Source organism: Rhodobacteraceae bacterium LMO-JJ12 (assembly GCA_021555075.1).
GTDB lineage: Bacteria > Pseudomonadota > Alphaproteobacteria > Rhodobacterales > Rhodobacteraceae > JAKGBX01.
In genome coordinates this window covers 357546-383880 of record JAKGBX010000003.1, presented here as the reverse complement: position 1 = coordinate 383880, position 26335 = coordinate 357546, and the positions used below count along the sequence as shown (strand labels likewise).

Annotated in this window: 26 protein-coding genes; 18 read left to right on the top strand and 8 right to left on the bottom strand. The window is 62.0% G+C overall.

From position 1 onward, the window contains the following. Genes LZG00_18100 through cydX form a run of 3 tightly spaced genes read left to right on the top strand, consistent with a single transcriptional unit; the run spans position 1 to position 2923 of the window. Complete coding sequence (locus tag LZG00_18100; protein MCF3595901.1) at positions 1 to 1614, top strand: cytochrome ubiquinol oxidase subunit I; 1614 nt, start codon at positions 1 to 3, stop codon at positions 1612 to 1614. Between the two features lie 5 nt (positions 1615 to 1619). Beyond that, positions 1620 to 2780 carry a cytochrome d ubiquinol oxidase subunit II gene (gene cydB, locus LZG00_18095; protein MCF3595900.1) on the top strand — a complete coding sequence of 387 codons (1161 nt, stop codon included), beginning with the start codon at positions 1620 to 1622 and terminating at the stop codon, positions 2778 to 2780. A 26-nt stretch (positions 2781 to 2806) separates the two neighbouring features. After that, positions 2807 to 2923 (top strand): cytochrome bd-I oxidase subunit CydX, encoded by a 117-nt coding sequence (gene cydX, locus LZG00_18090; GenBank protein MCF3595899.1) that lies wholly within the window; start codon positions 2807 to 2809, stop codon positions 2921 to 2923. 68 nt (positions 2924 to 2991) lie between these two features. Here the strand turns inward: cydX and LZG00_18085 are convergent, their stop codons facing one another. From LZG00_18085 to LZG00_18075, 3 genes are all read right to left on the bottom strand, one after another. Then, complete coding sequence (locus tag LZG00_18085) at positions 2992 to 3927, bottom strand: mechanosensitive ion channel family protein (GenBank protein ID MCF3595898.1); 936 nt, start codon at positions 3925 to 3927, stop codon at positions 2992 to 2994. Between the two features lie 392 nt (positions 3928 to 4319). Further along, positions 4320 to 4751 (bottom strand): nucleoside diphosphate kinase regulator, encoded by a 432-nt coding sequence (gene rnk / locus LZG00_18080; GenBank protein ID MCF3595897.1) that lies wholly within the window; start codon positions 4749 to 4751, stop codon positions 4320 to 4322. Positions 4752 to 4849: 98 nt separating this feature from the next. After that, positions 4850 to 5296, bottom strand: a complete 447-nt coding sequence (locus tag LZG00_18075; protein MCF3595896.1) for a hypothetical protein — start codon at positions 5294 to 5296, stop codon at positions 4850 to 4852. A gap of 578 nt (positions 5297 to 5874) precedes the next feature. Between LZG00_18075 and LZG00_18070 the strand changes: the two genes are divergently transcribed. From LZG00_18070 to LZG00_18010, 13 genes are all read left to right on the top strand, one after another. Next, complete coding sequence (locus tag LZG00_18070) at positions 5875 to 6195, top strand: DUF1127 domain-containing protein (GenBank protein ID MCF3595895.1); 321 nt, start codon at positions 5875 to 5877, stop codon at positions 6193 to 6195. A 136-nt stretch (positions 6196 to 6331) separates the two neighbouring features. After that, complete coding sequence (locus LZG00_18065; GenBank protein ID MCF3595894.1) at positions 6332 to 6643, top strand: hypothetical protein; 312 nt, start codon at positions 6332 to 6334, stop codon at positions 6641 to 6643. Between the two features lie 79 nt (positions 6644 to 6722). Beyond that, positions 6723 to 7619, top strand: a complete 897-nt coding sequence (locus LZG00_18060; protein ID MCF3595893.1) for a universal stress protein — start codon at positions 6723 to 6725, stop codon at positions 7617 to 7619. A gap of 201 nt (positions 7620 to 7820) precedes the next feature. Continuing rightward, positions 7821 to 8720, top strand: coding sequence for a LysR family transcriptional regulator (locus LZG00_18055; protein MCF3595892.1), 900 nt, complete (start codon positions 7821 to 7823; stop codon positions 8718 to 8720). A gap of 75 nt (positions 8721 to 8795) precedes the next feature. Further along, positions 8796 to 9653 carry a putative hydro-lyase gene (locus LZG00_18050; GenBank protein ID MCF3595891.1) on the top strand — a complete coding sequence of 286 codons (858 nt, stop codon included), beginning with the start codon at positions 8796 to 8798 and terminating at the stop codon, positions 9651 to 9653. After that, positions 9650 to 10687, top strand: a complete 1038-nt coding sequence (locus LZG00_18045) for a TRAP transporter substrate-binding protein (protein ID MCF3595890.1) — start codon at positions 9650 to 9652, stop codon at positions 10685 to 10687. Before LZG00_18050 ends, LZG00_18045 begins: the two co-directional genes overlap by 4 nt. A gap of 224 nt (positions 10688 to 10911) precedes the next feature. Next, on the top strand, positions 10912 to 11460 hold the full coding sequence (locus tag LZG00_18040; GenBank protein ID MCF3595889.1) for a TRAP transporter small permease: 549 nt from the start codon (positions 10912 to 10914) through the stop codon (positions 11458 to 11460). After that, positions 11457 to 12740 (top strand): TRAP transporter large permease, encoded by a 1284-nt coding sequence (locus tag LZG00_18035; protein ID MCF3595888.1) that lies wholly within the window; start codon positions 11457 to 11459, stop codon positions 12738 to 12740. Before LZG00_18040 ends, LZG00_18035 begins: the two co-directional genes overlap by 4 nt. Positions 12741 to 12742: 2 nt before the next feature. Then, positions 12743 to 13495 carry an allophanate hydrolase subunit 1 gene (locus LZG00_18030; protein MCF3595887.1) on the top strand — a complete coding sequence of 251 codons (753 nt, stop codon included), beginning with the start codon at positions 12743 to 12745 and terminating at the stop codon, positions 13493 to 13495. Next, on the top strand, positions 13492 to 14517 hold the full coding sequence (locus LZG00_18025) for a biotin-dependent carboxyltransferase family protein (GenBank protein MCF3595886.1): 1026 nt from the start codon (positions 13492 to 13494) through the stop codon (positions 14515 to 14517). The genes LZG00_18030 and LZG00_18025 overlap by 4 nt, the downstream gene beginning before the upstream one ends. Positions 14518 to 14527: 10 nt before the next feature. After that, positions 14528 to 15181 (top strand): DUF2848 domain-containing protein, encoded by a 654-nt coding sequence (locus LZG00_18020; GenBank protein ID MCF3595885.1) that lies wholly within the window; start codon positions 14528 to 14530, stop codon positions 15179 to 15181. A 117-nt stretch (positions 15182 to 15298) separates the two neighbouring features. Continuing rightward, positions 15299 to 15583, top strand: a complete 285-nt coding sequence (locus LZG00_18015) for a hypothetical protein (protein ID MCF3595884.1) — start codon at positions 15299 to 15301, stop codon at positions 15581 to 15583. A gap of 17 nt (positions 15584 to 15600) precedes the next feature. Then, positions 15601 to 15861: a Rho termination factor gene (locus LZG00_18010; GenBank protein MCF3595883.1), complete on the top strand. Its 261-nt coding sequence runs from the start codon at positions 15601 to 15603 to the stop codon at positions 15859 to 15861. 44 nt (positions 15862 to 15905) lie between these two features. Here LZG00_18010 and LZG00_18005 read toward each other — a convergent pair whose 3' ends face one another. Then, on the bottom strand, positions 15906 to 17267 hold the full coding sequence (locus LZG00_18005) for an oligosaccharide flippase family protein (protein MCF3595882.1): 1362 nt from the start codon (positions 17265 to 17267) through the stop codon (positions 15906 to 15908). After that, positions 17264 to 18124, bottom strand: coding sequence for a glycosyltransferase family 2 protein (locus tag LZG00_18000; GenBank protein MCF3595881.1), 861 nt, complete (start codon positions 18122 to 18124; stop codon positions 17264 to 17266). The genes LZG00_18005 and LZG00_18000 overlap by 4 nt, the downstream gene beginning before the upstream one ends. A 122-nt stretch (positions 18125 to 18246) precedes the next feature. On the opposite strand from LZG00_18000, the gene LZG00_17995 reads away from it, so the two are divergent. Beyond that, on the top strand, positions 18247 to 19461 hold the full coding sequence (locus LZG00_17995) for a glycosyltransferase (protein ID MCF3595880.1): 1215 nt from the start codon (positions 18247 to 18249) through the stop codon (positions 19459 to 19461). 204 nt (positions 19462 to 19665) lie between these two features. On the opposite strand, the gene LZG00_17990 is transcribed toward LZG00_17995, so the two are convergent. Next, positions 19666 to 22599, bottom strand: coding sequence for a calcium-binding protein (locus LZG00_17990; protein ID MCF3595879.1), 2934 nt, complete (start codon positions 22597 to 22599; stop codon positions 19666 to 19668). A gap of 145 nt (positions 22600 to 22744) precedes the next feature. Between LZG00_17990 and LZG00_17985 the strand changes: the two genes are divergently transcribed. After that, positions 22745 to 23236 carry a serine acetyltransferase gene (locus tag LZG00_17985; protein ID MCF3595878.1) on the top strand — a complete coding sequence of 164 codons (492 nt, stop codon included), beginning with the start codon at positions 22745 to 22747 and terminating at the stop codon, positions 23234 to 23236. Positions 23237 to 23582: 346 nt separating this feature from the next. Here LZG00_17985 and LZG00_17980 read toward each other — a convergent pair whose 3' ends face one another. Next, positions 23583 to 24875, bottom strand: a complete 1293-nt coding sequence (locus tag LZG00_17980; protein ID MCF3595877.1) for a glycosyltransferase family 4 protein — start codon at positions 24873 to 24875, stop codon at positions 23583 to 23585. Next, positions 24872 to 26257, bottom strand: coding sequence for a hypothetical protein (locus tag LZG00_17975; protein MCF3595876.1), 1386 nt, complete (start codon positions 26255 to 26257; stop codon positions 24872 to 24874). Before LZG00_17975 ends, LZG00_17980 begins: the two co-directional genes overlap by 4 nt. Positions 26258 to 26335 lie beyond the last annotated feature (78 nt).

Here is a 26335-nt window from a genome sequence, read left to right as displayed (position 1 = left end):
ATGGAGTTAGACGTCGTCGAGCTGTCACGCCTGCAATTTGCGATGACGGCCATGTTTCATTTCCTCTTCGTCCCCCTGACGCTGGGCCTATCGGTCCTCGTGGCGATCATGGAAACCGTCTATGTCATGACAAGCCGACCAATCTGGCGACAGATGACCAAATTCTGGGGCATGCTCTTTGGCATCAACTTTGCTATTGGCGTCGCCACCGGCATCACCATGGAATTTCAGTTCGGCATGAACTGGTCCTATTTCAGCCACTACGTCGGTGACATCTTCGGCGCACCGCTCGCACTCGAAGGGCTGATGGCCTTCTTTCTTGAAGCGACGTTCGTCGGCCTGTTCTTCTTTGGCTGGGACAAACTCAGCAAAGTGGGTCACCTGACCGTGACTTGGCTTGTTGCCATCGGATCAAATTTCTCGGCCCTGTGGATTCTGATCGCCAATGGCTGGATGCAAAACCCGGTCGGTGCCGCATTCAACCCCGACACGATGCGCATGGAAATGACCAGCTTTTTCGAGGTCATGTTCAACGAGGTCGCACAGGCGAAATTCGTCCACACCGTCTCGGCGGGCTATGTCACCGCCTCGATCTTCGTGCTCGGGGTCTCGGCCTGGTATCTGCTCAAGGGGCGCCACGTCGAATTGGCGCGCCGCTCAATCACCGTGGCCGCCTCCTTCGGGCTGGCCTCGGCCCTTTCGGTCGTGGTTCTGGGGGATGAATCAGGCTATTCCGCCACCCACAGCCAACGCATGAAGCTCGCCGCGATGGAGGGCATGTGGGAAACCCACCCCGCCCCCGCCTCCTTCACCCTGGTCGGCATACCCGATCAAGAAGCGCGCGAGACGAAATATGCCCTGCATATCCCCTATGTCATGGGCATCATCGGCACCCGTTCACTAACTACTGACATCATCGGTATTGACGATCTGATCGCCGAATCCGAAAAGCGCATCCGCTCGGGCATTCTCGCATACGACGCACTCATGACCATCCGCGCCGAGCGCGACACCGCAAGCCAGCAAGTGCGCGAAATGTTCGAGGCGCGCGGCGGCGATCTGGGTTATGCCTTCCTGCTCAAACGCTATGTCGATGACCCGCGCGACGCCACCGAAGAACAAATCCTTCAGGCCGCCAATGACACCCTGCCAAAGGTTTGGCCGCTGTTCTGGGCCTTCCGCCTGATGGTCGCCCTCGGCTTCAGCTTCATTGCCGTGATGGCCTATTTCTTCTGGCGTTCCAGCTTTCGGGGTCAAGACTATCCACGCTGGGCACTCTGGGGCGCCGTCGCGATCATCCCCACGCCATGGATCGCCGCAGAACTCGGCTGGTTCGTCGCCGAATACGGTCGCCAGCCCTGGACGGTCGATGGCGTGCTCCCCACGGCTCTCTCGGTCAGCCACCTGTCGGTTGCCGATCTCTTGCTGACACTGGCGGGCTTTTTCATCTTCTACACCGTGCTCTTCATCGTCGAGATGGGGTTGATGCTTAAATACATCCGCAAAGGCCCCTTCGAGGATGTCGAAGAAACCGAAATCTGGACCGCTCGCCACGAACACCGCCTGCGCACCCATGACGGCGATGTTCCCTTTGCCAAAACACCAGCGGAGTAAAAGCCATGATCCTGCATGAATTCATCAGCTACGATATCCTGCGCGTGATCTGGTGGGGACTTATGGGCGTGCTTCTGATCGGTTTCGCGCTCACTGACGGGTTTGATATGGGTGTCGGCGCACTGCTGCCCTTCGTTGCCAAAACCGACACGGAACGCCGGGTTGCCATAAATACCATCGGCCCGGTCTGGGAAGGTAATCAGGTTTGGTTCATCCTCGGCGGCGGTGCGATCTTCGCCGCCTGGCCACCGCTCTATGCGGTCAGCTTCTCGGGCTTTTATCTTGCGATGTTCGTCATCCTCGCGGCGCTCATCGTGCGTCCCGTGGCATTTAAATACCGCTCCAAACGCGACGACAAGCGCTGGCGCACGACATGGGATTGGGCGCTGTTTGCGGGCGGCGCGGTACCCGCGCTGATCTTCGGCGTGGCGGTCGGCAACGTGCTGCAAGGCGTGCCATTTGAACTCACCCCCGACCTATTCGCGCGCTATGAGGGCGCGTTCTACGCCAAATTTGCAGGCCTGCTGAACCCCTTCGCCCTACTTGCCGGACTGGTCTCTCTGGCCATGCTCGTCACCCACGGCGCGGCGTGGCTATCCTTCAAGGCCGAAGGCAACGTGGCGGCGCGGGCGCGCACCATCGGCACGGTTTCCGGCCTTGTGACCATCGCGGGCTACATCGCGGCGGGTCTCTGGCTCGCCTTCGGCATCCAGGGCTATGCACTAATCTCCGAAGTCGTGGCCAACGGCCCGTCCAACCCGCTCTATTCCGAAGTGGCACGCACCGACAGTTGGTTTGCTGCATATGGCGCACGCCCGTGGATCGCGCTAGCGCCGGTCCTTGGCCTTCTGGGCATGGTCATGGCGGTGCTCGGCCTGCGCGCCGGGCGCGAAGGCACCACCCTCTTGTGGTCCAAACTCGGCATCTTCGGCGCAATCTCATCGGTGGGGCTGACAATGTTCCCGTTCATCCTGCCCTCGTCGATTGATCCGCGCTCTTCGCTGACAGTCTGGGACAGTTCATCGTCGCATCTGACCCTCTTCGTCATGCTGGTTGCAACCGTGATCTTCATGCCGATCATTCTGGCCTACACCGCTTGGGTTTACAAAGTGCTCTGGGGCAAAGTCACCGAAGACGATGTGACCGACTCAAGCTCGGCCTATTAAGACGCCCAAAAAGAAAGGAAAACGATATGTGGTATTTTGCTTGGCTTCTCGGCCTGCCTCTCGCAGCAATGTTCGCCGTCGTAAACGCAATGTGGCTTGAGATGCAGCGCGACCGCGCCCTCTCCGAACAAGACGAGTCCTAAGCGGGGCCGGTCGGTCAGACCTCTCCCCACTCACCGGCGACCCGACGCCCCTTCAGGCTCAGGAAGCCTCAAGGCACAGCCTGCCCGTCGCCCTCCGTCGCCTTCAAAGTGACACGCCGCGCGGGCGGCACGCCGCGCACCAGTTCGATGCGCTTATGCGGCGCAACGACTCCCGCCCGCCGCAGCGCCTCATCCACAAGACTGTAAACCTCATCGCGGCAATCAATGTCGCGATCAAACCGCGACAGCCAATAGCGCAGCGCATAGGTGATACCGCGCTCCTCATAAGCCTGAACGCGCACATCCGGCGCCGGGTCTTGCTGGATCAGTTTGGCACTCAGCATCGCGTCCAGCATCACCTTGCGGGCCTGGTTTATTGCCATGGTGTGATCGAGCGTGATTTCGACCTGCGCACGGTATTGCGGCCTGGGCGCGGAATAGTTGGTGATCCGCTGCCGCGCGATCTGGCTGTTAGGCAGGATCATATAGGTGGATGCGGGGGCCAAAATCCGCGTGGTACGCCAGCCGATCTCGATCACCTTGCCGCGCGCCAGCCCGTCAATATCGATCCAGTCGCCAATGCGAAACGGCCCCTCGACCCCAAGCGCTATCCCCGACAGCGTGTCGGCCACGACGTTACGAATGGCAAACCCCAGCATGGCAAGGATCAGCCCCGACCCGGCCAGCGCCCCCACCGCGCCCTGCCCCATGAACAGAGCGACCGACGCCGCGAACGCAAGCAGAAACAGCAGCCCCGCAATCAGGTCGTTCAACAATCTCGGATAAGGCCGACGTCGCCCCGCAGTCTGATCCAGCACCAGCGCCAGAACCCGGCTGACAAGCCACGCCGCCGCAAAATAGGTCAGCGACGTAATCACAAGAAACAGCATTTCGCCATCTCCGACATAAGCGGCAAGCTCGGCCTGAGAAAGCAGCAGCCCAAGACTGAGCCCCATCAGAAGGACCGGCCACAATACGCGCGTTGCATGTTGTCTTGCAGTCATAGCGATGCTCCACGGAGATTGCGCAGCAACCGCGTCTTGCGCGGACGCGCGCCATTGCACGAGGGGCAAGCGCCAACATGCCCCTTCGGAATTGTCCGGTCGCAGCGGCGGCAGATTATGTCGATAAGGTGTTTCGCGCGCTCGATCGGCTCATGGCACAGCGGGCAGCGCAGATAGGCGGCGCGCGGCAATAGCTCGCGGCAACGCACACAGGTGGCGCGTATGGCGTTTCGAAACATCGGTTCACTCCCGGGAGAAATGATTGGCGGAATCTCAGGGTTGCACTTGCACAAGAGAGAGAGCCCGCCCCGATGTTTTTCACATCATAAGCGCGCGCTCTCTCTTACAGCGGTCTCGGTGGGCGGGGTCAGCCTGCCTCGGCGGACTGACCCTCATGCATCGTCATCCGAGTCAGATGCCTGCTCTACCCGGATCACGCACAGCGTCCGACGCTGGTTGTCGCGCGTATCCCAATAGAAACTGGCCCCCTCGGTCAGCCCCAGAAGCGCCACGCCAATCGGCGTCATCAACGAAATGCGCTGCTTTGCAATGTCGGCATCCTCAGGAAAGACCAGCGTCACCGATTTTTCCAGCCCCGTCGTTTCATCGCGATAGGTCACAGTGCTGCCGATCGTCACCACATCCTTGGGCATCTTCGCAGGCGCAACGACCCGCGCCCGGCTGATTTCATCCATCAGTCGGTCGGCCAGAACGGGATTGCGCTGCATGGCGCCTTCGGCAAGCCCTTCGATATGCGCAAGATCATCGGCATTGATGACGATTTTCGGCGCGCGCTTGCGGCGTGGTTTGGCAGATTGGGTCATAGGTGTCTCCATTGGACAAACTCCTTGAATATTTGGTTAAGAAAAGGCGCAACAGGGTGGCCGTGGCCCGGATCACCCTACGCCCTGAAACGGCCGTCTCAGACCGAGCGCACAACCCCGAGAACCATCAGCGATACAATCGCCCCGTCCTCGCATAAGAGCGGTGCGCGCTGCCCCACTCGCATCCCGATCAGCGTGGCCCCCAGAAGCGATGCCACCGGGATGATCCCGCCAGCAGCCTCCAACCGCGCCCGATGCACCAACAGGCCACACTGCTGTGGCCCGCCCGCAATCGAATAGGTCACCTGGCTGCCGCCACGCACCACATCGTCGTCCGGCTCGCCTCCCGATGATGCCGACGCGCGGATCTTTCGCTCCAGAACGCGCGACAAGAACGGCGGTCTGACCGCTTCACAATTGCGCAAATGCCCTTCGAGTTGGCGTCGATCCGCATCGCTTACAATCGCAAGCACGCTCGCCCGCGCCTTGGCGCCGACAAAACGGGTTTCAGATTTAGATGGATCGCAATGTTGCAAGCTGGTCACGAATTCCCCTCCGACGACGGATCGTCACAAATTCAATTCAAGGTGATGAGGAGACCCCGGGAAGTATGACAGGCGCGCCTGCGCCTAAACCGCCCGGGGAAAGGGGCGGTTCAGCAGTATAAATCGGAAATGATCTGCATGTACCATCATGCTTCAAGACTTAGGGACGCGCCCGGCAATAGTCAATTGCCCGGTGTCAGCAAGCGCGCAACCACCCGCCAACGTGGCACCATACGTGGCACAAATGGCCCATATTGGGCGCTTTCGTGCCGAAAGGTCGCAGGCCCTCGCAAACCGATTGAAAGCCCACTGACCAAGACCCATATGCGGCGTATGATGATGATCAGCTTCCATAAGAGGTTCCTGCTTACGGCAGGAAAACTACTGAACCGCCGCTAGCCCCGGGCGGGGCAGGCACCTGTGCCGGTTCGCGTCCCCGGGGGCCCTCCTGATCTCTCATCAGATCATCGTTTACCGACATCGAAACACGCGGCTTTCAGGCCGGGGCTAGGTGCGCAATCGTGCCGCGCAACACCCCCGACGTCGCAACATCGACAACCCCAAACCTGGAGGATGACATGAATCCTTTGCTGACACACCGAAACAACCTCTCCTATTTCGCCCGCCAAAGCTCCCCCCGCGACAGCGCCAGAAATCCCCAAGGCGGCGTCATCCGCAACGGGATGCGCGCACTCATCCGTAACTGGAAACGGCGCAAGATGATTGCGGCACTCCAGGCGCTGGACGACAGGCTGCTGCGCGACATCGGCATCACCCGCTCTGAGATCAACGACGTGGTCGACAGCTTCGATGATCGCGAACTTGCGATGGCACCGATGGTTCCCGCCGCACAAACATCGGCCCCGGCCCATCAGCACAGCTATCAGAAAGCAGCATGAAACTAGGTCGCGCCACCTGACTTTGGTGGCGCGACCCCAGCCAACACCATTCGGGATAGGTCTCACTCAGAGGTTCACCCCGAAATGCTTCAGCGGATAAATCCGCTGACCCATTGCACGTTGAGGAGCCAGCCAGATGATGATTTGTGACGCCGATTTCGACGACCTGTTTCCCCCGAAAACCCGGCCTGCCCCGCGCCGCGCCGCGACACCCTCACCAACGGCGCATGACCGGACCGAACGCGCGCAGCTGCAAACCAGTGGCGAAAAAACACTCCGCACCACAGAGCAAGCCAGAGCAGCCAAGGCCCACCCATCGCCCCACGGCCCAAGATTGCCCAACCCGGCGCACGCGGGTATCATGGCCGCGATGATGCCCGCCATGGCCGCCTATGGTGCAATCTTCAACGCTTATGAAAGTGCCAGTAAAAAGACAAAAAACGGCTGACCCCGGCAGGCGGCATCCCGCTTCAAACGGTCACGCAACGGCGCCGCGGTAATCGCGCCCGGTTGAGGAAGGAGTGGCAATGGCCATCAAGAGCGTTCTAGCGGCAATCGGCCATTTCCCACAGGACGAAGCAGTGCTCGCACGCGCCCTTGAAATCGCGGCTCTGCATCGCGCGGGCCTCGTTATCGTGCATGTCATTGACCTGCCCGAACCCTATCGCGCCCCGGGCGATCACGACACGCTTCACGGTCAGGCCGCCTTTGCCGCCCACGACAGGATTGAAGCCGCCCTCGCTGGGCATGAGTCGGATACCCCCGATATCGTCATTCGCATCGTATCGGGCACACCCGCGCTGGAACTGATCGAAATTTGCGATGTCCTGCGCCCCGATCTGATTGTCATGCGCGCCCATCAGAAAACCGGCTTCACCGACAGGTTTCTCGGCTCCACGACCGACCGGGTAATTGCCTCTGGCATCACGCCGGTGCTGGTGGTCAAACAGCCGCGCGCACGCGACTATGGCAATGTTCTCGTGGCAACCGATGGCTCTGATGATGCTCCCGGAACGCTTGCATACGTTGCCGAATTGCTGCCCGGCGCCGCCTTGCATCTGACCCAGGCGGTCGAAATCACTCTCCAGCTTGAAGAAGCCATGCTGCGTATCGGATTGGGTCAGACGGGGCTGAATGCGCGTCGCAAGGAACTGGCCAACAAGGCCGAAGCGCATATGCGCGTTCTTGCCAACACCCTAACGCCCCCTCCCTCAATCCGGGTGCTGCGCGGTAATCCCTCGACCGAGATCGCCCGCGCCACCCGCGAACCCGATATCGACCTGCTCGCTCTCGGGCCGGGGCGCACCGGCCTGATCCGGCGCGCCTTCATCGGCAGCGTCACGCGGCGCTTGCTGCGCGACGCCCATTGCGACGTGCTGATCCACCACCCGCAACAGACCGCGCACCAAAGCGTATCAAAATAAAAGTCGCTCACCCGTTCACCCCGAAACACTACCATTGATGTATTGCGCTGCGTGTGTGCCTAACCCCGTCGCAGGGACAAGCGATAACGCCTTGCGGGACATGCCTCACCGCCTCCACCATACCCGACCGTATGTTCAAAAACGATTGCGACGGCAACGATTTCCCACATGTCGCCCCGCGCAATATGCGCATACTCACTCATGGCCCGAATCAACCTCGAACAGCTTCAAACCTTCATGGCCGTCGTGCGCCTCGGCGGGGTGCGCCGCGCCGCGCATGGGCTGAACCTCACCCAGCCCGCTGTCACCGCGCGTATCAAGAACCTCGAACAATCGCTGTCCTGCGCGTTGTTCGAGCGCACCCCCAACGGCATGAAGCTGACCAAACGCGGCGAGCTTCTGATGGCCCACACCGAAAAATTCGAACACCTTTCCGAACTGATCGAAAAAGACGTGGTCGATCCTGCGGGCATTGATGGCCGCCTGCGTCTCGGCGTCTCTGAAACCATCGCCCAATGCTGGCTGCCCGAACTGGTCTCGCAACTGCATGCGCTCTACCCAAAGCTTGAAATCGGCTTCAACGTCGATATCTCCAGCAACCTGCGCGCAGGTCTCTTCAACCGCGAGATTGATCTGGCGATCCTGCTCGGCCCGATCTCTGACTATTCGGTGAATAATATCGAATTGCCGGGTTTCGATCTGGCTTGGTATGCCGCCGCCAAAAGCGCCTCGGGTCTGCCGCCAAGCGACGATCTCACCCGCCCCGTGATGACCTATGCCCGCAACACCCGCCCCTACCGCGAATTGCGCGAAATGCTGCTCGAACGCGTCGGCCCGGACGTATCGCTCTTTCCGTCCTCCTCGCTCTCGGCCAGCTTCCGGCTGGTCGAGGCCGATCTCGGTGTCGCGGTCCTGCCCCGCGCGCTGGGACAGGAATTGGTCGATCAAGAAAAGATTCGCGAGTTCGACCCCGGCTGGGTGCCCGGCCCACTTTTGTTTTCTGCCTCATATCTGGGCAAACCCAAGAGCCATATGGTCGAAACAGCAGCACGCACCGCCTATGACGTCGCTGTGGCCTACTCAAGCGATAAAAAGATTTGATCGGTTAAGAGAAAAAATTTCAATTTGATTCTATAGCGACTCCCAGCGATCCTACCCCCCTGCGGAGGGAACGAATTGCGCGATCTTTACGACAACCTAAAAAACAGCGATCCACGAACCGTTCGCGCGGCAATCCGCGCGGGCCAGTATGGTTCGCACACCGCCGGCCTTGGCCGGGGCTATCTTCAGGCCAATCTGGCCATCATGCCCGAAGAATTCGCGCTCGACTTCATGCGCTTTTGTCAGCGCAACCCCAAGCCATGCCCGCTTACCGGCGTATCCGACACCGGCAATCCGGCGATGTTCACCATGGGGCGTGATATCGACATTCGCACCGATGTTCCCAACTATAACATCTACCGCGATGGCAAACTGGATACGGTGGTTTCAGATATCACCGACATATGGCGCGATGATTTCGTGGTCTTCGCTCTAGGCTGCTCATTCACCTTCGAGCACGCGCTGCAACAGGCCGGTATCGCGATCTGGCACATCGACCACAACACCACCGTGCCGATGTTTCGCTCCAACATCGACACCGTCCCGGCGGGTCCGTTCTCGGGCAAGACCGTAGTGTCGATGCGTGCAATTCCAGAAAACCGCGTCGAAGAAGTCGCCGCAATCTCGCGTCGCTTCCCGCTGGCCCATGGTGCGCCTCTCTATTGGGGCGACCCCGCAGCCATCGGCATCAAGGATATCGCGCGCCCAGATTGGGGCGATCCCGCGCCGGTCGGTCCGGGCGAAGTACCGGTGTTCTGGGCCTGCGGGGTGACGCCCCAAGTGGCCATCGAGGCCGCAAGCCTGCCCCTCTGCATCACGCACAAACCCGGTCACATGCTGATCACCGATATTCCTGAAAACGCGGAAAACCCGGTGATGCGCTTTGACCAAACCCAAACCACAAACAATATCCAACAAGGAGAAACCCGATGAAAACCACTCTCAGCATTCTTGCGGCATCCGTCGCCCTCGCGACACCCGCCATCGCCCAGGACCTTTCGGTCGTGGGGAGCTGGTCCGGCCTGCCGCTGCACAAGGAATACGAAGCTCCCTTCTGGGGCGAAACGCTTCCCGCCGCCTCAGATGGCAAGATCACCGTCAACCTGACCACTCACAATCAGATGAACCTCGGTGTCGGCGACGTGTTCCGTCTGCTCGGCGATGGCGTCTATGATGTGGGCATGACCGTGTCCGACTATGCCGTGGCCGACGCGCCCGAGCTTGAGGGCCTCGACGTACCGCTCATCGCGATTACCGCAGATGAAGCGCGCAAAATGGTCGATGCCGCCCGCCCAATGGTGGCCGATATCTTCCGCGACCGGTTCAACAGCCACGTGCTCGCCATCGCGCCCTACCCGCCTCAAATCGTGTTCTGCAACGCCGAAGTGGCCACGCTTGACGACCTCAAAGGCAAGAAGGTGCGCGCTTCGGGCCGCATGACCGCCAAGTTCCTCGAAGCCCTCGGCGCCGAAGGGGTCAACGTCGCCTTTTCCGAAGTCCCCGGTGCCTTGCAAAAAGGTGTGGTTGATTGCGCCGTCACAGGGGCCGGTTCGGGCTATTCCGCCGGCTGGTGGGAGGTGTCGACCCATCTTCTGCCAATCCCGCTGGGGGGCTGGGATCCGGTCGTGACCGCCGTAAACCTCGACAAGTGGAACAGCCTTGACGCTGACACCCAGGCCCTCATCACCAGCCAGGTTGCCGAGAACTTTGAAACCCCCGCATGGGCCACCGCACAAGGCGCGCTGGTCAATGACATCGCCTGCCTGACCGGCAATGGCGAATGCACCTCTGGCGAAACGCATTCGATGACCCTCGTCGAAGTCTCCGACGCCGATTTCGCCCACGCCCGTGACGTGCTGGTCAATCAGGTTCTGCCCGAATGGGCCGAGCGCGCCGGAACCGATTGGGCCAAACGCTGGAACGACTCGGTCGGTACCGCCGTCGGTGTGACCATCGCGCTGGACTAAAGCGTTTCAGAACTTCGTTGAAACACAAGGATCGAGATACGCGCACAAGCGACACGCAAAAGAGCGCGTATCTCGATCCCCCTTCAACCTGAAACGCCCCCACGCGCCCAAACATTGCGCGCGCCAAGAATATTTCGCGCAAACCACAATCACAAATTTTGCGCGAAACCCCGACATCAGGCTATCATCGCCCTGCGCCCCGCATCATCCCTGAGAGGATTTCGATGGAACAGACCATGTTGACCACGCTGAGACGGCTCAATCACTGGGCCGCAATCGCCATCGGGATCATGCTGCTCATCTGCGCCGCCGTCGTTCTGACCGATATCATCCTGCGCCAACTGGGAACCTCCCTGGGCGGCACCGATGAAATCAGCGGTTATGTCATGGCCATCGCCACCTCCTGGGGCATGGCATACACCCTGCTCGAACTGGGTCATGTGCGCATTGACCTGATGCGCGGGCGTGTCGGGCGCAAGGGGCGCGCCGCCTTTGATCTCTTTTCCATGCTGGTACTGTCAGGCACCATCACCCTGATCGCCGTCAAATCCTGGCCCGTTCTGGCCCGCTCCCTTGCCAATTCCTCACGCGCCAACACGCCGCTTGAAACCCCGCTGGCACTGGTGCAAGCGCCTTGGTTCGCCGGTTGGATCTGGTTTGCCATCGTCGCATGGCTCACCTTCATCGCCGCGCTGATGCTGGTGCTCAAGGGCGAGTTCAATCAATCAGAAGCCGCCATCGGCGCCTTTGGCGAAGAGGAGAGCCTGCGATGATCGCCTTTGTCTCCATTGGCCTTCTCGGCCTTCTCGCCTTGTCGATCCCGGTGGGCATCGTGCTCTTCCTGCTCGGTTTCGGGATCGATGCTTTCTTCAGCTCCTTTCCGCTGGTCCGTGGCCTTGGCAATCTGGTCTGGTCCACCTCCAACAACGCCACCCTGATCGCCATCCCCTTCTTCGTCCTCCTGGGCGAAGTTCTGGTGCGCTCAGGCGTGGCCACGCGCACCTACGCCGCGCTTGATCGCTGGGTAAGCTGGCTTCCCGGCGGGCTGGTTCACGCAAATATCGCCACCGCCACGATGTTCTCGGCCACCTCCGGCTCCTCCGTGGCCACCGCCGCAACTGTGGCCACCGTCGCCATGCCACAGGCCGAAAAGCTCGGTTATGACCCCAAGCTTTTCTCGGGCGCCATCGCCGCAGGTGGCACGCTTGGCATCATGATTCCGCCCTCGATCAACCTGATCGTCTATGGCTTCCTCACACAAACCTCGATTCCGCGCCTCTTCCTCGCGGGCCTTGTTCCCGGCATCGCGCTCGCCGTCGGCTTTATGGTCATCACCATGATCATCTGCCTGATCTGGCCCTCCTTGGGCGGGGCGCGCCGGGTCTTTCCCTTCCCCGAAATGCTGCGCGCTCTGGTGCAACTCATCCCGATCATCCTGCTTTTCACGATTATCATCGGCACCATCTACAAAGGCTGGGCTACCCCCACCGAGGCCGCCGCCGTCGGCGTCGCCGGGGCCATCGTCATCGCCGCACTTTTCGGCGGGGTCAGTTTCAAGATGTTCGCCGAGAGCATCCTCGGCACGGTAAAAATCACCTCGATGATCATGCTCGTCGTGATCGGTGCATCTTTCCTCAACTTCACCCTCGCCTCTGCCGGATTGGGGCGCGAACTTGAAAGCTTCCTTGACGGTCTCGGCCTCTCACCCCTGATGTTCATCCTCGTCGTGGTCTGCATCTACATCGTGCTCGGGTTTTTCATCGAAACCCTGTCGCTGATGGTCGTGACAATCCCGATCATCGTACCGCTTGTGGTCGAACAGGGCTATGATCCGATCTGGTTTGGCATCCTGATGATTGTGCTGATCGAAATGGCGCTGATCACCCCGCCCGTGGGTCTCAACCTCTACGTCGTCCAGGGCGCGCGCAAATCCGGCAAGATGAGCGACGTCATGCTTGGCACCATCCCCTACGTGATCGCCATGCTGGCCATGGTCGCCGCCCTCATCGCCTTCCCACAGATCGCCCTGATGCTGCCAAACGCCCTGCAATAGTGATGCAACAGACACCTTCCACATCCACCCCAAGCTGGCCACAGATTCGCACCGCAGGCTTTGATGGCTTCCTAATCAGCTTCGCGGACAGCTTGAGCGAACCCGCCAACCGCGCGGCACTTTCGTTTCGCGACGCGGTGGAACGTGCCGGTTGGGCGGGGGTCGAGGAAACCTCGACCTCGCTCGTCTCGACCTACCTGCGCTTTGATCCGCATTGGCGCGACCACGCCCAGATGCGCCGCGACATTGACGCGCTTCTCGCCGAACACGACTGGTTCGCCGAACCGCTGCCCTCGGGGCGCAAGCTCTGGCGAGTTCCCACCGTCTATGGCACCGACATGGCCCCCCAGCTCGAAGAAGCCGCCAAAGCCGCTGGCCTCTCACCAGCCGACGCCATACGCCAGATTTCCGAAACCCGCGTGCGGGTCCAGACCATCGGATTCGCCCCCGGCATGCCATATCTGGGCGAACTGCCCAGCGCGTGGGACATCCCGCGCCAGACCGCGCTGAGCGACAAGGTACCGGCGGGCGGGCTTTGCGTTGCAATCCGCCAGTTGGTCCTGTTCCCGATGGCCACCCCCACCGGTTGGCGCCATATCGGTCAGACTGCTTTCCGCCTGTTTCGCTCCGACACGGATCAACCCTTCGTGCTGCGTCCCGGCGACGAGGTCATCTTCACCCCCACGCAGCCCGAAACCCTGAACACAATGCAGAACGACCCCAACGGTGGCGCCACCTGCGAGAGCCTCAAATGAGCCGCGCACTCAAAGTGATCCGCGCGGGAGTCGGCATGACGATTCAGGACATGGGCCGCCTCGGCTACCTCGCCTTTGGTCTATCGCGCGGCGGCGCGGCCGACCGGCTGGCGCTCGTCGAAGGGGCGGCGCTGCTCGGGCAAGACGACACGAACGCCGCGATCGAGATGCCCGGAATCGGCGGCGAGTTCGAGGCCTCCGAGGACACCCGCATCGCCCTCACCGGAGCGCCGATGCGCGCCAGCATCGACGGCGCGCGCCTCGCCTGGAACGCCTGCCACCTCCTGCCCAAAGGCGCCCGCCTCTCCATCGGCGCCGCCGAATCCGGCACCTATGGCTATCTGCATCTCGGTGGCGGGGTGCAAACGCCCAAGCTCCTTGGCGCGCGCTCCGCCCACCTCGCCGCAGGTATCGGCGCACCAATCCAGACGGGCGACAACCTTCCCATCGGCCCCGATCCTCATCCGAATGAAACCAACCTGCGCCTTCCCTCGGACAATCGCTTCGAGGGCGGAACCATCCGCATCGTTCCCAGCCTGCAAACCGATTTCTTCGCGCCCGCCGAACTCACCCGCTTCCAAGCCACCACCTTCACCCGCGACACCCGCGGCAACCGCATGGGCGTGCGCCTTCTGTCCGATGGCGAAGGGTTTCACACCGAGGCAGGGCTCAGCATCCTCTCCGAAGTCATCGTCCCCGGCGACATCCAGATCACCGGCGACGGCTCTCCTTTCGTGCTGCTCTCAGAATGCCAGACAACCGGTGGCTATCCCCGCATCGGCTCGGTCCTGCCCACCGACCTGCCCCGCGTCGCCCAGGCCCGCCCCGGCACCGCCCTGCGCTTTGAATTCGTCACCCTCGAAGACGCCGTCGCCCTTGATCTGCGCGAAGGCGAACGCCGAAAATCCCTGCGCCGCAACGTCGAGCCGCTGGTGCGCGATCCCCGCGACATCCCCGACCTGCTCTCCTATCAACTGATCGGCGGTGTCACCGCCGGACACGACCCCGACACTCCCCAATAAAGGCCCCGCCATGCAATTTGAAACCGATACCGGACCCGCCGATTTCCCCATAGATCACCTGATCGTCGCCGGCTGGACTGGGCGCGACGCCGCCGCTGTTCAACACCATATAGACGAACTCGCCGCCCTCGGCGTCCCCGCCCCCTCAAAGGTGCCGCTGTTCTACCGCGTCGCCAACTCGCTGCTCACTCAAAACGGCGAAATTGAGGTTCTGGGCGACGCCAGCTCCGGCGAAGCCGAACCGCTGCTCGTGCGCCGGAATGGTGAATACTGGCTCGGCCTCGCCTCCGATCACACCGACCGCGCGCTCGAAGCCCATTCCGTCGCCGCCTCGAAACAGATCTGCGCCAAACCCTGCGCCAACACGCTCTGGCGCTGGGACAGCGTCGCCGAGCACCTCGATGACCTGCGCATTCAATCCTGGATCTGGGAAGACAACGACTGGAAGCTCTATCAGGACGGCAAGCTGGCCCAAATCCGCCCTCTCACCGAACTGATAAAATCCTCCGGCTTGGGCGATAACACCGCCATGCTTTGTGGCACCTTCGCCGCCATCGGCGGAGTGCGCCCAGCGGCCAAATTCCGCGCCGCCCTGATCGACGACGCCACCGGGCGCGAGATCACGCTTCACTACGAAACCACCTACCTGCCCGAAATCAGCTAACACAGGCGCAGAACTCTTTCCCGGCAACTCAACCGGCCAACGGCGCGGCGCAATGGAACTTCGCGGCGCGCTGTCCGTTGTCCTGTTGAACGCAACGCCAGGAAAAAGGAGATCGTCTTGTCCGCTCCCGACACCAACAACCGCACCCAAACGCGCCGCCACCGGCCCGTTCTCTTTGGCATCGCCGCCGCTATGGTCGCCGCCATCCTCGTCATTCTGATTAGCTCGGGTTTCGAAGATGAGCCCATTACTGAGCCCTCCGAAAATGACAGTGTAACCAGTCCCGGTGACCCCGCGCTCGCCCCCGCAGACCCCGACGCTCCTTGGCTCGGCGATCCCGACCAAACTGCACCCCGTGCAGACACCGAGGCCGAGACCCAAGCCCCCGCCACAGACAATTGACCCCAAGGAGCATTCCGATGACCAAGAAACACGGCCCCTCGATCAAGGACAACGAAACCTACGAGGCACTGCGCGACAAAGGGTATGGCAAGTCCAAGTCCGCCGCCATCGCCAACGCTCAGGCCAGCGAAGATCAGCACCCCTCGCGCAAGGGCGGCAAAGCTCCACCCTATGAAGAGTGGACCAAGGATGAGCTGCTCGAACGCGCCCGCGAACTCGACATCGCGTGCCGTTCCACAATGAACAAAGACGAACTGATCGACGCTCTGCGCACCTGATCGCGAAAGCCGTCGCTACGACCATCAAGAAGCGCGGCGCGCCCCTAGCCCGCCGCCGCCAGCGCAGCAATTGCTGCGCCATTGACCCAGAGCGCCAACGCCACAAGCACCACCCCTGCCAACGCCAACGCAAGATCATGTGCGCGATCCCACGCCCCCGTTGCACGCGACAGCCAGATCACCACCGGATAGACCAACAGCATCGCCACCCCCTGCCCGATCAACGCACCTATCAGCCCGGCCATTTCCAGCCCGACAAGCAAGCACAGCACCATCATCGCCGCCTTGCTCGCCGCCAGCACGAAAAACCGCTTGGAATCCCCCGCCGCCAACGCCGCCTGATCATAGGTCAGCGCGATGATTTGCGGAATTTGCGCGCAAGCAATGATCACAGTCACCGCCCCCGCCAACGCATAGCGCGGATCATAGAGCAGATCGACAATCCACACCCCGCCCAGCGCCAGAATAGCCAACAGCACCAGCAACGCACCCGACACCACAAACCGCATCCGCCGCAGCCTGGCAAAATTCGCCGCGCTCTCCCCCGGCGGCCATTCGCGGTAAATCGGAATCAGGATCCGGCGCACCAGCACCCCCCCCATCAACAGCGGGAATGACGCCAGAAAAAAGCCGATGTTATAAACCCCGAACTGATCCAGCGCGAGATACTTGCCAATCAACAACTTGTCCGCCTGACTCAGAACGAACCCCGCCACCGTGCTCAGGAAAATCCACTTGCCGAAATTGATCAGCTCATGCGCCGCCGCCTTCTCCCAGCGAAACCGATTAGCCGTGCCCGGCAGGAACAGATTATAGGAAATTAGCTGAACGATCGCGCCGATAACGCCCGAAATCACCAGCGCCCAGACCGATTGCAATAGCCACGCCAACGTCACCGCTGCCACGATCCCTACAATTTGATTAAAAATGTCCAGACTGGTGACCCGCCCCAGCCGCAAATGCCGGTTCGCCTGATCCAGCCGCGTCGGGTTGAACCCGGTAATGATCAGCGTCAGCGCCGACACCGGCAGCATCAACGCCAATTCAGGTGCCTCGTAGATCCAGCTCACCGGCCACGCAATCACACAGGCCACGGCGAACAGGCTAACCCCCCTCATCACCTGAATCGTCCATGCGGTGTTGAGAAAATCCTCGTCGTCGCCGCGCTCCGATTGCATGATCGCGGGCGTCACACCCACGTCCGAAAACATGTTGAGCCCCATCAGAAACACGGTGATCAACGCCATCAGCCCGAACGCCTCGGGAAACAAGAGCCGCGTCAGGATCAGGTTTGACGCCAGCCTCAGCACCTGACCGGTGCCAAACCCCAAAATGGTCAGCCCGGCACTGCGCAGCGCGCGCGCGAGCACGCTCTCGCCGCCGAAAATGCGAGCGGCCGCACTCATCTTCCCCGGCTCCAACTGCCGTCATGGCGACCAAAGCGCACCCTCAGAGCCACCCCGGCATAGACCGCAAACCCCAGCGGATTGCGCAACGCCAGACCCAGCTTGCCAAGAACGCCAAGCCTGGGCTTGTCATCATTCGCCATCAATTGCGGGAATTTCTGTCGCACCTCGCGCACCCCCGCATCCTGACGCGCCCGCACCCGCACCAGATTGTCGAACCCTTCGACAATCGGCCAGGTATAACGTGCCCCCACACCCACCCGTTCCTGCGGTGTGAAAAGCAATCGCACAAAGGTATCGTCCGAAATGATATCGGGCCACCTGCGCCAACGTTTCCTGCCCTCCTCGTTCACCGCGAAAAACCCACAGCCCGGCACACCATGGGTCATGAATGGCACACGTCCGTAGATACTTGCATAACGACGACTAATGACACTCTTGGGCCGCGCTATTTGCACTTGCCCGCTGACATAGGCCGCCCGGCGCACCCGAAGCGCGCGCCCGACCTGGTCCAGCAATGGTTTTGAGACCACCACATCGGCATCAAGATAGGCCCGCGCGCCAAATTTGGCCGCCTTATCACCAGCGTTGAGCGCGCCCATCTTACCCGCCGCGGCCATGTCAAGCACCTTGAAGTCCCAGCCCATCGCACGAAACGCGCCTGCATAGGACTGGGCCCGGGCCGCCGTGTCATCCATGCAGCCATTCGCCACCACAATCACCTCAAGCGGCATCGGCAAGGGCAACGAGCCCGAACCCGCGCCCGGCTTGGGGTCGCTGGCCAACACCGCCTCAAGACAGCGCCCGATCAATCCGGCTTCATTGGAGGCCGGAATGATGACACTCAGCCCCGGCATGAAAAAACCCCCGTCGCGCCAGCCTTGCCCTTTACCACCTTCCCGGTGCAGGGTCTCTTTACTACCTGAAATGCTTCAATCATCTGCCCCAACTCAATGCCCACAAACCGAAAGCGCCACCCGTGACAGACCAAAAATCCGTTCCAGGCTCGATCGGAATCCTGATACCGCAATTCCCCGGTCAGACCCATATCTTCTTTTGGCGCGAGATCCTTGAACTCGAAAACTTGGGCGTGAATGTGGCATTGTTCAGCACCCGCCCGCCACCGCCCGGCCTGATCGCGCATGACTGGTCCGAGGCGGCAATCGCGCGCACCACCTATCTTGGCGACACCTCGCCGCTCAACGCGGCCCTGGGGCTTGCACGCCTGCCCCTGCGCGATCTGAAAGACGATCTGCGGGCCGGTGGCGCGGCACTGCTCAAGGATGTGCTGATCTCTCTGCCTGCCGCGCGCCGCCTTGTCGCGTCATGCCGTGCGCGCGGCATCCCCCATGTCCACGCCCATTCCTGCGGCCGCGCCGCGCTGATATGCGCCCTCGCCAACCGGATCTGGGGCCTCTCCTATTCGCTGACGCTGCACGGCCCGCTCTCTGACTATGGCCCCGGTCAGGGCTTCAAGTGGCGCCACGCGGATTTCGCCACTGTGATCACCCGCAAACTCACCCGCGAGGCCGAAGCCGCGCTCGGCACCGACCTTCCTTCGCGGATCTATCTGCAACCCATGGGGGTCGATACCGACGTCTTGCAGCGCACAACGCCCTACGCGCCCCGGTCCGCCGATGGCCCGCTCAGGTTATTTTCCTGCGGGCGGCTCAATGTGGTCAAGGGCCATCAGGATCTTCTGGAGGCGCTGCGCCTGCTGCGCGATCGCGGCATCGACGCCCGTCTGGAAATTGCCGGGCAGGACGACGCAGGCGGCAGCGGCTTTCATACCGAACTGGCCGCCGACATCCAAAGGCTCGACCTGGAAGACCATGCAACCCTGCTTGGTGCGGTCGACAGCGACACAGTGCGCGGCCGCCTTGAAGCGGCACATCTCTTCGTGCTGGCCTCCTGGCACGAACCGCTCGGCGTGGCCTATATGGAAGCGATGGCAATGGGCGTGCCGACCATCGGCACCGATGCGGGCGGCGTGCCCGAGTTGATCACATCGGGGCGCGACGGGCTTTTGGTGCCGCCCAAACGCCCGGACCTTCTGGCCGACGCGATCGCCGCACTGGGCGACGACCCAACGCGGTGTCACGCCTTGTCCCAGGCTGGACGGGCGCGGATTGTTGAGGGGTTTTCCTCGGCGCTCGGCGCGGCGACATTGCTGCGTGGAATAACCCGGGGCTGAGGCGGTGCGCGACCTAACCGTATAGCACGACTTCAGGGATTGCGCCGCCTGACGGCGTCGCGGGGGGCCGCGCTCCGCTCGGCCAAGATAGCACAACCGACGAGGGCTGAATTGCCGATGACGCGGCGGTTTCAGCGTCGGATTTGGATATTTTTGGCAAGATGAAGGACAGGGTCGGACAAGAACTTGAACCGCGCCCGCCTCTTACTCGGGCAGCTCCAACCGGTAGATCTTGTCGGGTTCAGCCTCAAAGCCCAGCCGCTCGATCCGGCGCAGCCTGATTTCTGCAGCTCCGCGCGTGGCCAGCAGGCGGCCGTCCTGCATCGCAAAGCTGTATTGCGCGCGGGTGCCGGGCAGCAGTGCGACATCATCCCCCTGGCCGCCATCAAGGAAATCGCTCCCCCCGTAGCTGATCAATCGGTCGTCGCCGTCGCCACCCAGCAGAATGTCTTCCTCGGCCGTGCCGTGCAGCACCTCGCCCGCAGGTCCGGCGCGGCGCATCACCCCATGCAGGAACGTGCCGGGCACGCGGCCCATATCCGGTTTCGGCGCAATTGCGTTATCGCCCATCAACGCACGCCAGCGCGAATTGTCGTCCTGCAGATGCCTGAGCGCGCCCCAACTGCCGAATTGCGTCGGGCGGGCGACATCGACGAAAGCGTTAAAGAGCTGTCCGCCCACGCTGCGCCACCCAGCAAGTTCCTCGCGATAAAGCGCTGCCATATCCTCGGAATAGCTGAAGGCGCGGAAGAAATCGGTCAAGGCTTCATCATTGCTCGCCCCGCCGTGGCCCACGACGTGGCTCCCCCCCTCATACATGATCAGCGCCAGCCCGTGACGTTTGGCGACCTTCGCGTGGTAAGGCCAGAGCGTGTTCATCAGCTCGTTGAGCGAGCCATCGCGAATTGCCTGCGCCGCCTTGGGGATCGCGAGGTCGAACCGGCTCGGCGCGATCGCCGCCTCCAGCGCGCGGCGCTGCAGGCCCTGCGCTTTTGCGCTCTGCTCTGCCGCTGCCCGGCTTTCGTCGATCCAGCGGCGCGTATCTGCCAGCCGCCCTTCCTCGCCATCGCCCAGCTCGAAGCCGAAATAGCCCGACACCGCATAGGCATCGAAATGCGCCGCCGGCGAGAGCCCGGCGCTGCCCGCTTCCGCCAGCCACAGCGGCGCGTCAAGCAGCGGCTCTTCCAGCCCCAGCCAGCCGGTGTGCACCGCCACCACCCGCACCAGCCGCGCCGCATCCTCGCCCGCGAATACCCCGCCCCATGCCCGCATCACCTGTGCCGCGCGCATCCCTGCGAACTGCATCCAGGCATCATCGCCCGCCTTGCTGCCCCAACGCGCGCGCGCCTGCTCGGCCAGCCATCCCGCCTGGGGAAATCCATAATTCCAGACCTCGTTGGAATATTCGACATAGGTGTTGAGCCGCGGATCAAGTCGCGCCAGAACCATTTCGGCAAAGTGCTCGGAATAGGCGTCATCGGCGCCGTGGGGCATGCAAAACCACGGATCGGCGCCAACCAGATTGGCCAGTTCGATCATCACCTCAACCGGCACACCGCGCCATGCATAAGAGAAATCGCCCCATCGCGGCCGCCCTTCCCAGCTTGTCACCGGTGAGCCATTGGTCAGCATCCAATCCATGAAACGCAGCACACGCAGATCAGCGATGCGCGCGGTCCAGTCCGGGTTGAACACCAGGCCGAGCTCGTGCAGCACGATCTGATCCTCGCGCACCACCTCGATTTCGCGAATAGGCTCGCCCACCCCGCGCGGGTCAGTCTGCTGAATGGTCAGCGCCACCTCGCCGGGGCCGGGGGTATAGTCAAACCAGGCCTCGTTCGCGCCGTCAACAAGGCGCAGGTTGCGCAGGCGCCCGCCGATCCTGAGCCGCCCTTCGCCCTTCCAGCGCACGCGATAGCGCCCGGCCATCGCCTGAGCACCCTCGTCCTGATCGGTCAGGATGAAGCTCTCGATCCGGTCGACCCCGGGCGGCAGGCGCAAGGGCCAACCATCCTTGTCGAGATATCCCTCGCTTGCCAGCCGTTCAGCGTCCCAGGCGCCCCAGCGTTCGCCCTCATGCCCGAGCCAGGGCCGCCCTGTCTTCATGATGTTGATGAAGGGCTGCTGGGTGGTCCAATCGGCAATGCCGTTCAGTCCCATGGCAAGCGAGGGATCGGCAACACCCACGGCAACGCCGGACGGGCGTGTCGGATCAGGCTCTGACGTGGCTGTCGGGGTCACGACCGGGGTTGTCGGCGGCTGCGGGGCTGCCGCACTGTCTTGCTCTCCCAGCTTCTCATAGATCGTTCGTGCCACCTGCGGATAGGACTGACGCAGCTCGGGCGCGATGTTATCAGGCAGATCGAACGTCGGTGCCGGTTCGCCGTAAAGCACCGAATAAGTGACCATCCCCGCCAGCAGGTAAAGCGTTGGCGTGCCATGCGGATCGGCGTCAACATAAAGCGCTTCGGGGTCAATTCCGGCGAGGGGGCCGTCACTGAACAACTCCGAAAGGATGCTTGCCACCGGGATCAGGCGGATCTGCGCCTCTGGCCGGGCCTGTTGGGCCGCCCCCGTGAACGCTACATACCAGTCGTGATATTCCCCACGATTGAACGCGTTGTAGCGGCGAAACTGACGCGCCGATGGCGGAAATCCGGCGCTCATCTCGGCCCAGCCCTCATAGAGGTAGATCGGCGCGACGCCATGCGCATCGATAATCCGTTCCAGCGCCGACAGCGGCGAAGCGCCATCGGGGTTGTCGCCGTCATAGGGCGCATCAGGGGCCTGATACTGGATGAAATTCGCCGGGTTGATCACAATTGCCTCCCAGCCTGCGGCGGCAAAATCGGTGCGGTCGCGATCCCACACGCCCGGCACCTCCCGGAACGACCAATTGGCCAGCGGCTTGCCGGGGCGCGCGAAATCGCGCAGGAACCCCCATTGCCCATCGGCACCAAACCGGTGCCCTGCGGCCTGCGCCATCCGTGCCAACCAATGTGGCACCGTGGTCTCGTCGGTGTCGCTGAGATGATGGATCAGCGAATTGCCGAAGAAATAGACCTTGCGCTCATCCGCCTGCACCGGGGCCTGAGCCAGCAAGATACCCCACAAAACCAAACAAAACACACGCAGCATGACACTCTCCCACAGGGTCACCTGGCCCCTCGGCCAAGACTGTTGCGCCTTTGGCGAATTCTTGCAAGGTTGATTGCAACCGCGTTCACCCTAGTGCGCGGGAATTGTTGAGTTTTCGCCTATGCGGCGCAAGAAAGAGAACGCCATGGATCCCGATTCGAACGTCTCTGCGGACGTGCCCGATTGGTCGCGTGAGAAGGTGCAGCGGGTCTGGGATCCCGGTCGCAAACTCTTGCGCTCGATCCGACGCTACCAGGCGGCGAAAGCGCGTGCTGGACTGCTCGGGCGTTTTGGCGCGCGTTACTGGGTCGCAGTGCATTGGTTCTGGTCACTGATGACACAGAGCGAAATCCACCTCAATTGCGAGATCGGCGGCGGATTGCGGCTGACCCATCCGACCGGAATCATCATCCATCCAGGTTCCAGGATCGGGGTGAATTGCATGATCTTCCATCAGGTCACATTGGCCGGTCCGGTGGTGCTCGGCGGGCATGTGGATGTCGGCGCGGGCGCCAAGCTGATCGGGCCGCTCAGCGTTGGCGATCACGCCCGCATCGGCGCCAATGCGGTGGTCACCCGCGACGTGCCTGCGGGTGCCACGGTGGCGGGCATTCCAGCCAAGGTGATCGAGAGCTGAAACCGCTTGCACCGCCGGCGGCGTCACCCGATCCAAGGTCTTGCGCCGCCTGCGGCGTCGCGGGGGGCCTCGCTGCGCTCGGCCCTCGATAGTACAACCGTTAGTATCTGAATCGGCTATTGTGCCGTAGGTGTCAGCGTCGGATTTGGATATTTGAGGCAAGATGAAGAACAGGCGAGTTGACGGCGGCCTGCGCTTTTCATCTTTCACCAAATGCTCATTTCCAGGCTCAAAATCTTCCACCCAAAGCGGTTTTCCGCCCCCAAGCCCCCCTTTGGCGAAAGGGGTGGGTGGGTGGGCTTTCGTCAAAGGGGGCGGGCGCATCGCCTGCGACAACCTCCCGGCCCTAGCCGAACGGTGCGGGTTTGGCGCGCTGGCCAAGCACCCAGTCATAGACATCCGCTATCTGCTCGGCCTTGCGCGCCCAAGTAAACGCATCGCTCACCCTCGCGCGACCGGTAGCAGACAGCATGCCCAACGCAGCCCGATCCGTAGCACAGCCTTCAAGTGCCGCGCGAAATCCGGCGATGATCTCCTGACGCGATCCAAGGGGCACCTTCAATCCGACCTGAGCATCCACCAATTCGCCCGGCCCGGCATAGTCGACAATAAGCGGCACCACCCCCAGCGCCATCGCTTCAAGCACCACGCCACCGCCGAACTCGCGCACCGATGGGAAGCTCAGCACATGGCAGTTTGCCAGCACCGCCTGCACTTTTTCATGCGCCAGCCAGCCGTGAAAGGTCACGGCGTCTGCCACCCCTTCGGACATGGCAAAAGATTTCAACCCTTCAAGCATAGGCCCGTCGCCGACCATCTCGATGCGCATCCGCCCTGCCCTGAGCAACGGCAATGCCGCCTCAAGCAGCATGTCCGGGCCCTTGTAAGGCACCATCCGCCCGACAAACCCGGTCCGCAACACATCACCCTCGGGCGCCGCCACGCGCGAAAACCGTGTTGGATCAATCGCATTTTCCGGGATGTAGACGCATTTGTCCTGCCAGCGCTGCGGCACTTCGCTCGCGGTATGGCGCGAGCCCACAATAATCGCCGCCGCATGGCGCAACGTGGCGCGCCGCCCGGGCAACGCCTTATAGGCCGCGCGCAGATAAGACAGCCACTCGCGCTCGCGCCGCCGCTCTGCCTCAAACCCCTTGGGCCATGGCACACCGCCATTCAAAGGCCCGAGAACAAACGGCACGCCCGCCCGCGCACAGCGCTTGGCCAGCGGCGAGGCAATCGTCGGCGACAGCGGCGTCACCCGATGCACCACATCAAACGCCCCGCCCGCGATCTCTTCGCCAAACCGCCGCCAGACAAGCCACTCGAAATAAGGATAACTCAGCGCCGACACCGCCTGCAAAGCGGTCCAGCCCTTGCCCTCACCGCCGCGCAGTCTCTCCCCCAGCTTCCACATCGGCCGCGCCAGCGCCTCGCTGTCGATGGCGGTGAAATCGCGCCCTTCGACCTCGCCGGCACGCAAGAACGCGTCGCGGTTGCGCACATGGGTGACGATATGCACCTCGGCCACCTGGCGCAAAGCCGTGGCCAGCGACCAGCCAATCAGCGGCACCGAAACCCACTCAGGGTTGGCCGCCTCGGCAATCACCAGAACCCGCGGTTTGCCACCTGCGCTCACATCAAGCTCCTCAAGCTGCGCCGCTGTCGCGTCCTGTGCGGCATCTGCCCTTCAACATAGCCCAACGCCATGCCCGAGATCAGAAAGGTCAGTGTGGTGATCGTCGCATTGGGCAGAAGATCAAACAGATTAAACGCCAATATCAGCGCCAGAGGCCCCATCCATGGCGACACCTCGTCTTCCCCTCCCAGTCCCCGGCTGCGCCCCGCCAAAAGGAACAATGGCCAGGCCAAAAGCCCGAATTCGGCGATGAACCCGACCCAACCAAACACCCCGATAGTGATGATCCAGCGCCCGTCGGTCACGGTCAGAATACGCCCCGACACCGGGTCAAGGATATGGTTGCGCCCCCAGCTTCCCCAACCGAATACCGGCTTTTCACGCGCCCGCTCCATCAACACTTCTTCGTTGTCAAAACGAAAATCAAGCGACGCGGCGCGGTCGCGATCCAGCGACGCCGCCTGCTCAACCAGCCAATCCGACGGCACCAGATCAAGCCCCTTCATCGCTGGATACGCCAGCGCCAGCGCCGCCACCAACGCCGCCATCCGAAATTGCGTCCGGCTCCCTGCAAGCAGAACCAGCGGCACAAGTGCCAGCGAATAGGCCAGCGAGGCCACCGATTTGCACAAGACCAGCACCAGCCACATATAGCCGGTCGCGAAAAAGGCGAAGGACTTCACCCGCCCCTGACTGCCCCGCCAGAGCGCCGCCGCCGCCACCACCACCATCAGCGCAAAAAACGCCACCCATAGCCCATGATAGAGAAACACAATGGGCCGGAAGCCGCCAAACCGCACCGTCTGTTCAAACACATGCTGGAAATAGCCGTAAATCCAGATATTAAGCTGCGGGCTCAGCCGGATCTCGATCAGCATCAGCAGAGAATAAACCAGCCCCAGCACCAGCAACGCCATCAGCAAATCACGCTGATCCTGACGCCGCGCCAGAAAATTCTGCGCCAGCACGAAGGGCAGCAAGAGCATCGCCTGTTGCACCATAAGCGCGAAGGCCTCAAGCAGCCGCAGCGCGGGCAGTCCGACGCGCCCGAAAAACACCGGCTCGCCGTTGGTCAAAACCGTGGCCAGCGGGCTGAGCACAAACACCAGCATCAAGATCCGCACCACGTTCGAGCGCGGAAAAATCCGCAACTCGCGCCCCCGCGTGAAAAACACGATGAGAAAGGCGACCACCGGCGGCAGCGTCTGCTTTGAAAGCGGCGGCATCAGCGGAAAGTCAAACACCGCTGGCGGTGGTGGCAGGAAAAGATAAGCCAGCAACAGCGACCAGATGATCGCCCGCCCGACATCAAGCTTGCGAAACAACATGATCGAGACCAGAGGCCATCCGGCCAACACGAGATATGCGAGAGTATTGGGCATGGTCTGCGGTGCTGCTCCGGAAAGGATTGCCAGGATGAAACTCTGGGCCGGATTGCTGAAACTGAGGGTCGGACCCGA